The sequence below is a fragment of the Methylobacterium sp. J-090 genome, assembly GCF_022829345.1.
Lineage (GTDB): Bacteria > Pseudomonadota > Alphaproteobacteria > Rhizobiales > Beijerinckiaceae > Methylobacterium.
Genome location: NZ_JAKSXV010000085.1, coordinates 38,351 through 47,686, shown reverse-complemented (window position 1 = coordinate 47,686; position 9,336 = coordinate 38,351). Strand labels below are relative to the sequence as shown.

The window sequence follows — 9,336 nt, the reverse complement described above, 5'->3', positions numbered from 1 at the left end:
GCGCGATGTGGGCCGCCGAGGGCGAAGCTGCCATCCGCACCGTCGTCGATACCGCGCGCCTCACAGGCAGCAGCTCCTTCGGCACCATCCTCAAAACCGTCGGCGCCTGAACCCCGAGATTACGGGGGTGGGTAATTACATTCATGCGACACATCATGAATCACTGAACAGTGAGATTTCCAATTTCTGAATCGGCGCAATCTCATGGCACTTCAAAAGTCGGTCAAAAAATTCAAGCTTATTGTTTCGGGGGCAAGAATTAACCCAGTAGATATTGATTGGTCAATTTTGGAAGTTGCCTTGCTTGCCCTTGCCCCGTTTGCGGTATTATGGGCCGGATGCTTAATCTGGCTATAAATAAATCCAATCCGTCATATGATGATATATCATTGGTACAAATAAAATAGATGAGTCCTGAGCGACGGGGTGCTCCCCTATCTGCGCTTCATGTCTCTCCCAAGACTCCACCTTTACCCGCCCGGAGCAATCCGAGGCGGGTTTTTCGTTGCCTATTGGGCGCCAATCAGACTGATGGAAATTCTGGCGCGGTCCGGCGTTCTCAACCAAGCCGTAGGAGCATCCATGAGAACCCTGACACTTTCCACCTGCGCCCTTGTCCTGGCCGCGCTCGCGCTGCCGCAGACAAGCACCGACGCCGACGCCCGTCCTCGCTACAAAAAGCGCGGTGCCGGACTGGTCACCACGACGAACAATACCGGCGGCCGTCGAAACCGTACGATCTCACGGGGTACCACTGGCGCCGATACGGCGACATCTAACTCGGCGGCTGGTGGCAACGCGGGCCGCCCCGAGCAGGCCGTACCGAACAGCAGCGCGGGCGGCGGTGGCCGATAGCGCCGCAGCGCAATCCACTTGACCCGCCCGGCTCCAGCCGCGGCGGGTTTTTCGTTCGAAATAACACTTATGCAGCGCCCGCCGCCCCTCTAAGGGTTTTCGAGGTTCCAGGTGATCACCCGCCCGATCCTACGCATCAGATCCCGCATGACCGCGTCGAGGTAGGGATCGCCGAGCGCGAACACGTCCTCGGCGAGCGCCAGCGTGAGTTAGCCCAGGCGTTCCCGGGTCGCGACGTCCAGATCCTTCAGGTGTTGTGGGTCGGGCATCACGGCCTCCGGTTGCACGAAGGCACTCACGCACGCGTCAACGGCGGCGTCTATGCATGTCTCATAAGGACGGAGGCCGCAGCGTCGGCCGGCCGCCGCCCATCAGTCCCGGCCAGCGCGACGGTCATACCGAACGTCGGTGAAGGCCTTCGCCAGCACCGCTCGGCCCTTCTCGTCGTAGACCTCGACGTGCCAGGCCGACCAATCGATCCGCGCGCCCCGGGCCATGAGGTCGAGGGCAACCTGCTCCGCGTGAAGACGCATCAGCGCTACGGTCGGAACGCGCCGCCCGCGCAGATCGACCACCAGATCGTGCCCATCCGTGCAGTGGAAGCGGTAAAGCCGCGTCGGCATTGGCCTTCTACCCCGCGCTCCACAGGCGTCCACCGGCACGTTTCCTGGCTTGGCCGTATCGATTGAACCACGGGCCGAGATGCGGTTTGTTCCTGATATGTTCTAACAGGAGCCGGACGCGAGATGCACGCCCATCCCCACGAGCCGCCTGTCGAGATCCGTCTCACCGAAGCCGAGAGAATCGCGCTCGCGTATCACCGGGCGGCCCGGGGCGATGCCTGGACCGCGCTGGTGCGGGCGGTCGAGGATGCGCTGGCCGACCTCGCGGAGGCCGAGCGCCGGACGATGCAGCGGGACCGGCTGATCTCGCGGGGCTACGTCCGCGGTACCGCGTCCATGGCGCGGGCGAGCACCTTTTCGTGAGCCCTTATGCCGTCGATGAGCTGATCCCCGGCAGCGCGGATGCCGTCCGCATCCCGATCATGGGACAGGCGCTCTGCGCCGGCTTCCCGTCACCGGCCGACGACTTCCTCGAAGGCGCGCTGGAACTGCCGCGCTGGCTCGCACCAAACCCACCGGCGACGTTCGCCTGGAACATCTCGGGCGATTCCATGCGGGGCGCCGGGATCTTCGATCGCGACCTCGCAGTGGTGGATCGCAGCCTGAAGCCGGGCAACGGCAGCGTGGTCGTGGCCGCGATCGACGGCGAGATGTCGATCAAGCGCCTACGCATCGAGGGCAACGTCGCGCGCCTGGCGTTTGAGAACCCGGACCTTCCGGCCTTCGCCGTCCAAGAGGCGGCCGAGGGCGAGATCTGGGGCGTAGTCCGCTTCTCGATCCGCTGGCACATCGCCCGGGCCGGCCTCGTCCGATGAGTCGCGCCATCGCGCTCATCGACGGCAACAGCTTCTACTGCTCGTGCGAGCGGGTGTTCGACCCGAAGCTTGCCCGGGTGCCGGTGATCGTGCTGTCGAACAACGACGGCTGCGCCATCGCCCGCACGGCCGAGGCCAAGGCGCTCGGGATCAAGATGGGCGACCCGTTCTTCAAGATCCGCGAGCAGTGCCGGCGCGACGGCGTGCGGGTGTTCTCTTCGAACTACACCCTCTACGGCGACATGAGCGCGCGCACGAACGCGGTCTACCGGGACTTCTCCCCGCGGGTGGAGATCTATAGCATCGATGAATCGTTCCTCGACCTGTCGGACGTGCACCCGGACCTGCGCATCGAGCTCGCCCGGGACCTGCGCGCCACGGTACGCACTTGGACCGGCATCCCGACCTGCATCGGCATCGGCGCGACGAAGACCCTGGCGAAGCTCGCCAACCACATCTCCAAGACGCAGCCAGCCCTCGACGGCGTCTGCGACCTGACCGACCCGGCGGCCTACGACCATTGGCTCTGCCGGATCGCGGCGGCCGAGGTCTGGGGCATCGGCCGGGCATCGGCAGCCAAGATCGAAGCCATGGGCGTCGACACGGTGGCGGACCTGCGCGACCTCGATCCGCGCCCCGTCCGCAAGGCGATGACCGTGGTGGGCGAGCGCATCATCCACGAGCTGCGCGGTTTGTCGTGCCTGCCACTCGAACTGGTGCCCGCCCAGCGCAAGGGCTGCGCTGTGACGCGCTCGTTCTCTCGACGGGTTGAGGATCGCGGCACGGTCGAGCAGGGGGTGGCGGCGCACGCGACGCGCCTCGGCGAGAAGCTCCGGCGTGAGGGCCTCGGCACCGATCAGCTCACGGTCTTCTACCATACCTCCACCCACGACCGCGGAGACCCGATGCGCTCGGTCTCCACCACCGTGACGCTGCCCGAGGCGACGAACGATTCGCTCGTGCTGATCCAGGCCGCGCAGCTCGGCGTCGCCAAGACGTGGCGCGAGGCGCCGGGCGACCGCCCTTGGCGCTACAGCAAGGCCGGCGTCATCACCACGGACCTGATGCCCCTGGTGGCCGCGCCTCGCGCTCTGATCGGACGGCTGGATCGCGAGCGCAGCGACCCGCTGATGGCAGCGATGGACGCGTGCAACGGCCGGTTCGGACGGGGGTCGGTGGTGCCGGCGCGCGCGGGGCTCACGGAGAAGCGGACGTGGTCGACGAAGTTCGAGATGCGCTCGCCTCGCTACACAACTCAGGTGGCTGAGTTGCCAACGGCGCACACCTGAAGTCGGCCAACCCGGTGGGTATCCTGCGAATGCAAAAGGGCTGGAGCCGGACGTTTTCGCCGATCCCGGCTGCGAAGCGTCCTGGCCCGGGGCGCCACAGCGCGCCGCGGGGATTTGAAAAAACGCGTCCTCGCATAGGCCCAGTCCTCGCATGGGCCCAAGAGCATCCAGCGGCCCGACAAGGGGGTGAAGGAGTGCCCTCGACGGTTTCGAGGGAGGGTTCTGCGCTTATGCCACGAACCAGAAGCATATCCATCCCCGTGGCCATTCGAATTCAGAATTCGGTTTCGTTGACTTAGTCACGGCGTGGAATGACCCTGCATAGGCCTCGACGACTTTCCTCGATCCCGGACGTCGAACCCGCTGTATTGGACAGACGCCTCGGATGAACGCTACCGTCGCCCCGACAGCGAGCGTGTCCGCGCTGGCCCGCGATTTTTCCGGCCGTGCGGCCGGCCATGACCATGCAGGCAGCTTCGCCCACGAGAACATCGCCGCCCTGCGGGAGGCCGGCCTCCTCGGCGTAACGGTCCCGCGCCGCCTCGGCGGCGGCGGTGTCGGCCTCGGTCGCGCTGCCGAGATCGTGCGCACCCTCGCGGAGGGGGATCCGGCGACAACCCTCGTGCTCGCCATGCACCTGCTCCAGCACGGCCTGATCCACACGAACCCGGTCTGGCCCCGGGCCATAGCCGATGCGGTGGGGCGCGCCGCCGTCGAGGGCGGCGCCCTCATCAACGCGCTGCGGGTCGAGCCGGAACTCGGCACCCCGGCCCGCGGCGGCCTGCCGGAGACCACCGCCCGGAGCACGGCGACGGGCTGGCGGATCGACGGGCGGAAGATCTACTCCACCGGGTCTCCGGCGCTCGCCTACGGACTCGTCTTCGTCCGGACCGATGAGGCCGAGCCGAGGGTCGGCAACGTCCTCGTGCCCATGGAGGCACCGGGCGTGCGCATCGTCGAGACCTGGGACCACCTCGGCCTGCGCGCCAGCGGCAGCCACGATGTGCTGTTCGAGGGCGTCGCCGTCCCGGCGGACCACGCCGTCGACCTGCGGGTGTTGGAGGCATGGCGTGCACCCGATGCCCTGCAGCAGGCCTGGAGCTGCACGCTTCTGGCCGCCCTCTACGACGGGGTCGCGCGGGCGGCGCAGGCTTGGCTCGTCCGCTTCGTCGTCGAGCGCAGGCCCGGCAGCCTCGGGGCGCCGCTGGCCTCCCTCGCCCGGTTCCAGGAGGGAATCGGCGAGAACGAGCGCCTGCTCTGCGTCAACGCACGGCTCATCGCCGGTCTCGCGGCGGAGGTGGATGCCGGCGCGGTGCCGGACGCGCGGGAGACGGGCTTCCTGAAGGTCACCGTCACCGAGAACGCCATCGGTCTCGTCCAGCGCGCCGTCGAACTCTCCGGCAATCCCGGCCTGTCACGCGCCAATCCCCTCGAACGCCACCTGCGCGACGTGCTGTGCGGACGCATCCACTGGCCGCAGGGCGATTCCGTGCGCGCCGGCGCCGGCCGTGCCGCCCTCGGCCTCTGATTCTGCGATCCCAGGAGTATTCCATGAGCCACCTGCCGCACGAGGCCGTCGAGTTCATCGGCTTTGCCGCCCCGCGCCTCACGTCCGAGATCCATCCGCCGCAGGGGACGGCCATCGATCCCGACTACCTCGATCGACTGGCGCAGGCCCACGAGGCTGGCGGCTTCGACCGCATCCTTGTCGCGGCCTATTCCACCGCCCCCGACCCCCTTCTGCTGGCCGCCCGGATTGCGGCCGTGACGGAGCGGATCGGCCTGATGATCGCCCACCGCACGGGCTTCACCGCGCCCACGGTGGCCGCCCGGCAATTCGCGACCCTCGACCGGCTCACGGGCGGGCGCATCGCCCTCCACGCCATCAGCGGCGGCGACGACCGCGATCTCGCCCGCGACGGCGACCATCTCACCAAGGACGAACGCTACGCCCGGACCCGCGAATTCCTCGACATCGCCCGCCTCGCCTGGACCGCCGAGACGCCGTTCGACTACGTCGGTGCGCACTACCGGGTCGCGCAGGGCTTCTCCGAGGTGAAGCCCATGCGGGCCGGCGGCATCCCCGTCTATTTCGGCGGCGCGTCGCCGGCGGCCCTCGACGTGGCCGGGCGCCACGCCGACACCTACGCCCTGTGGGGCGAGACGCTCGCGCAGGTGCGCGATCTCATCGCCCGCGTCCGCGCGGCGGCCGCCTCCCACGGGCGCCAACCCCGCTTCAGCCTGTCGTTCCGGCCGATCCTCGCCGACACGGAGGCGGAGGCCTGGGACCGGGCCGAGGCGATCCTGGCCCGGACCCGCGCCGTGCGGTCGGCTCAAGGGCTCGGCCCCGCGGCACCGCCGCAGAACGAGGGTGCTCGGCGCCTACTCGCGGCGGCGGCAAGCGGGACGCGCCTCGACCGGCGCCTCTACACCGCCATCGCCGCCGAAACCGGGGCGGCCGGCAACTCAACCGCCCTCGTCGGAACCCCGGATCAGGTCACCGAAGCGTTGCTCGACTATCACGACCTCGGCGTGAGTACCTTTCTGATCCGGGGCTTCGACCCCCTAGAGGACGCAGTCCGGTACGGCCGCGACTTGCTGCCGGCGTTCCGCAGCCAGCTCGCCCGCCGCACCGCCACGGTGGAGGCCGCTTGATGCGCGCCCTTCTCGTGGGGCTCGCGCTCCTGGCTGCCCTCGTCCCCGCCTGGGCGCAGGAGGTCCTTCGGGTCGGCGATCAACGCGGCAACGCCCGCGCTCTGATGGAGGCCGCCGGCGTCCTCGACGGCCTGCCCTACACACTCGCCTGGAGCGAGTTTCCGGCCGCCGCCCCCCTACTGGAGGCCCTGAACGCTGGCGCCATCGATGTCGGCGGCGTGGGCGACGCGCCCTTCACCTTCGCGGCCGCCGCCGGCGTGCCGGTGAAGGCCTTCCTTGCCTTCCGCAACCGCCAGGACGGCCTCGCCATCCTGGCGGCGAAGGACTCGCCGCTGCGCACGGTGCACGACCTCAAGGGTAAGCGCATCGCCACGAATCGCGGCTCCATTGGCCATCAGGTGGTGCTGGCCGCCCTGGAAGAGGCGGGGCTGCCCGCCGACGCCGTGACCTTGAGCTTCCTGCCCCCCGCCGACGCCAAGATCGCCCTCGCGTCGGGCAGCGTCGATGCGTGGGCGACCTGGGAGCCCTACACCTCCACGGCCGAACTCGCAGGCATCGCCCGCGTGGTGCGCGACGGCAACGGCATCACCCCGGGCCTCACCTTCGCCGTGGCGAGCGCTGCGGCGCTTAGGGATAAGCGCGCCGTGCTGGCGGATTTCGGCGAACGCCTCACGCGGGCGCGGACCTGGGCCCTCGCCGACCCTGCCCCCTATGCCGCCGTCTGGTCGAAGCTCATCGGCCTGCCCGAGTCCGTGCCCCTGCGCTGGTTCGGCCGGGCGCAGTACCGCACCGTGCCCATCGACGGGGCGGTCATCGCCGACGAGCAGGCCAACATCGACCTCTACGTGCGCGCCGGGCTGATCCCGAAGGCGCGGGCACCGAGGGCCGAGGCGATCTTCGACACCGGGTTTCCCCAGGCCGCCGCCGTGCGATGATCGACCGGCGAACAGGATTGCGACGATGCACGACGAGACCCACGACGATTCCGGCCACGATCATCCGCACGCGGCGTCCGCCTCGCAGGCCGACACCGCGCGCTGGAAGCACGACGGCATCCGGGTGATCCCCGGTGACAAGCTCGATGCGAACACGGCGCAGACGCCTGGCATGTTCCGGCAGGCGGCGATCAACCATGCCCGCGTCGGCGCGCAGAAGATCTGGGCCGGCACCGTGGCTATCGCCCCCGACGCCAAGACCGGCGTGCACCATCACGGCGCCCTGGAGAGCGTGATCTTCGTGCTCTCGGGCCGCGCCCGGATGCGCTGGGGCGACCGCCTTGAATACGTCGCCGAGGCCGGCCCCGGCGACTTCATCTTCGTACCGCCCTACGTGCCGCACCAGGAGATCAACGCCTCCCCCGACGAGCCGCTGCAATGCGTGCTGGTGCGCTCCGACAACGAGGCGGTGGTGGTCAACATTTCCGATGTCGATCCCGTCGAGCGGCCGGAGACCGTCCACTGGGTCGATCCGATCCACAAGCACCCGTGACGACGAGTCGACGGCATCGTCCCCCGAACCGATTGGCCGGGCATCGGGTGAGAACCGGCCCGCCAGGGTCGGGCGGAGTTTATGTTCCCTGCTCGACCCGGACCGATCATGTAATTCCCAGGGGCGAAAACCAACGGTAGGGTCCGAAGAGGCCGAGTGTCGGCGATGGCGATCGGGGCGCGTTTCGGCGAGCATCCCTGATTCTTCAGCAGGTCTGGTGGCTGCCGCCCGCGAAGGGATGCATCGCGGGCCCGCGACACTCGTGCTCCGGACGGCTTTAGCCGGACCGACGCAGCTCTCGCTCTGTCGGCACGCCTCGAAATCCCGTACCGAACGGTTGCAGGTTTCATTGGGACGCTGCGGGTTGGCTCGGATCGCCCTTGGCGCGACATCCGCCCTGGGGCTCCAGGGCCTCGAATAGCCGGACTTCAGGCCGGCCGATCGCGCGCTCGAACAGGGCCGTGCGGTAGGCGTCCATCGCTTTGGCCGCGTCCGCAACACGGTGGACGAGGACCGTATGCTGCTCGCCCGCGAACTGCCGCGCGGAACGGCGTCTCGACGTCTCCGCCGGGCCGAATGCCAAGCCTGTCAAGCTGTCGCGCGAAACCTGGGTTCCGTCAGTCTGCCTCCCCTTGCGGAGGATGCTGTCCGCGCGGATCAGGCGGCCGCCGGGGCTCCCGGTGCTTCGCCCACCAGACGACGCAGCGCCGCGGTCAGGCGCGTCATCAAGCGCGAAAGCGGGGAGCGCCAGAGGCCGAACCCGTCGTCGCAGAGCGGGTCGTTGACCACGGGACTGCCGTCCAGGCCGACGAGCACGTTCCCGATGTTTGGGTCGAGCGCCCGCGGCGACGCGGCCCGGAGGGTCGCGACGAAGGCCTCGTAACCGGGCCACGCGGCCCTGAAATCCTCGCGGATGCCGTCGAAGCTCGGATGATCGAGCCTAGGCTCGTGCGCGGGCCATTCCGCCCTGAACCGGTCGCGGACGCCCTCGTCCATCGCGACGCCGGGATGGTCCGCCAGGACCGCATGAGCGTAGGCCAGCCACCAGCACTCGGGGCCCGGATTGGTGAGGCGGGTGCCGACCGTCATCAGCGCACCGCAGCGGCTGACGCAGAGGTCGTGGACCCGCGGGGCATGCGGCCCGTTGGAGCCCGCGAACCCCTTCCTGAGAAGGGCCGCGTAGTCGCCGAAGCCATCGGCCTTGCGCGCGAGGCGCACGACGAGGTCCGGGCGGTCCGGGTGGGCATGGACGGTGCCGTGATAACCGTAACCGATCTCGGCCCAGCCAGCGGCGATCAGAGCATCGTAGGCCTTGGCCGCCGACCGTTCGACGATGCCCAGGGCGGCGAGCGAGGGACTGGCGCTTCTGTCCCGATTCATGAATCCCAGCATCGCAGTCACTCCTTCCTGCCGATCGACGACCCGACGCGACGCACTCCCGTGAGCCGCACGGATGCGGCGCCACGGAGACAGGCCGGACGGGAGGGTCCGGCGAAGGTCAGGATGACCGTGTCGATGTCGGGAGCAGTGCGACGCGACCGTCACACCATCGTCATGCAATGACCCGTGGCCCCGGAAAGTTCAAGCGTTAGGGAAGCCTGAACCGCCGGA

At 68.8% G+C, this 9,336-nt stretch carries 11 protein-coding genes; 8 read left to right on the top strand and 3 right to left on the bottom strand.

All coding sequences use genetic code 11. The annotated features are described in order from the left end of the window. Positions 1 to 582: 582 nt before the first annotated feature. Positions 583 to 855, top strand: a complete 273-nt coding sequence (locus MKK49_RS14490; RefSeq protein ID WP_244029579.1) for a hypothetical protein — start codon at positions 583 to 585, stop codon at positions 853 to 855. 371 nt (positions 856 to 1,226) lie between these two features. On the opposite strand, the gene MKK49_RS14485 is transcribed toward MKK49_RS14490, so the two are convergent. After that, positions 1,227 to 1,478: a DUF6894 family protein gene (locus MKK49_RS14485; protein WP_244029577.1), complete on the bottom strand. Its 252-nt coding sequence runs from the start codon at positions 1,476 to 1,478 to the stop codon at positions 1,227 to 1,229. Positions 1,479 to 1,601: 123 nt separating this feature from the next. Between MKK49_RS14485 and MKK49_RS14480 the strand changes: the two genes are divergently transcribed. The 7 genes from MKK49_RS14480 to MKK49_RS14450 all read left to right on the top strand — a co-directional run bounded on the left by MKK49_RS14480 (position 1,602) and on the right by MKK49_RS14450 (position 7,725). Continuing rightward, the gene (locus MKK49_RS14480) at positions 1,602 to 1,841 is read left to right on the top strand and encodes a hypothetical protein (RefSeq protein ID WP_244029575.1); all 240 of its coding nucleotides are present in this window, start codon (positions 1,602 to 1,604) and stop codon (positions 1,839 to 1,841) included. Beyond that, positions 1,838 to 2,293: a LexA family protein gene (locus tag MKK49_RS14475; protein ID WP_409565077.1), complete on the top strand. Its 456-nt coding sequence runs from the start codon at positions 1,838 to 1,840 to the stop codon at positions 2,291 to 2,293. Before MKK49_RS14480 ends, MKK49_RS14475 begins: the two co-directional genes overlap by 4 nt. Beyond that, positions 2,290 to 3,582: a Y-family DNA polymerase gene (locus tag MKK49_RS14470; protein ID WP_244029573.1), complete on the top strand. Its 1,293-nt coding sequence runs from the start codon at positions 2,290 to 2,292 to the stop codon at positions 3,580 to 3,582. The genes MKK49_RS14475 and MKK49_RS14470 overlap by 4 nt, the downstream gene beginning before the upstream one ends. 385 nt (positions 3,583 to 3,967) lie before the next feature. After that, positions 3,968 to 5,110, top strand: coding sequence for an acyl-CoA dehydrogenase family protein (locus MKK49_RS14465; protein WP_244029570.1), 1,143 nt, complete (start codon positions 3,968 to 3,970; stop codon positions 5,108 to 5,110). A gap of 23 nt (positions 5,111 to 5,133) precedes the next feature. Continuing rightward, positions 5,134 to 6,237 (top strand): LLM class flavin-dependent oxidoreductase, encoded by a 1,104-nt coding sequence (locus MKK49_RS14460; RefSeq protein WP_244029568.1) that lies wholly within the window; start codon positions 5,134 to 5,136, stop codon positions 6,235 to 6,237. Continuing rightward, a complete protein-coding gene (locus MKK49_RS14455) occupies positions 6,237 to 7,172 on the top strand; it encodes an ABC transporter substrate-binding protein (RefSeq protein WP_244029567.1) in 936 nt (311 codons plus the stop codon). The genes MKK49_RS14460 and MKK49_RS14455 overlap by 1 nt, the downstream gene beginning before the upstream one ends. A gap of 25 nt (positions 7,173 to 7,197) precedes the next feature. Further along, positions 7,198 to 7,725: a cupin domain-containing protein gene (locus MKK49_RS14450; protein WP_244029565.1), complete on the top strand. Its 528-nt coding sequence runs from the start codon at positions 7,198 to 7,200 to the stop codon at positions 7,723 to 7,725. Positions 7,726 to 8,071: 346 nt separating this feature from the next. Here MKK49_RS14450 and MKK49_RS24525 read toward each other — a convergent pair whose 3' ends face one another. Beyond that, positions 8,072 to 8,203, bottom strand: a complete 132-nt coding sequence (locus MKK49_RS24525; protein ID WP_279595531.1) for a hypothetical protein — start codon at positions 8,201 to 8,203, stop codon at positions 8,072 to 8,074. A 179-nt stretch (positions 8,204 to 8,382) separates the two neighbouring features. Continuing rightward, complete coding sequence (locus MKK49_RS14445) at positions 8,383 to 9,117, bottom strand: hypothetical protein (protein WP_244029563.1); 735 nt, start codon at positions 9,115 to 9,117, stop codon at positions 8,383 to 8,385. Positions 9,118 to 9,336: the final 219 nt, after the last annotated feature.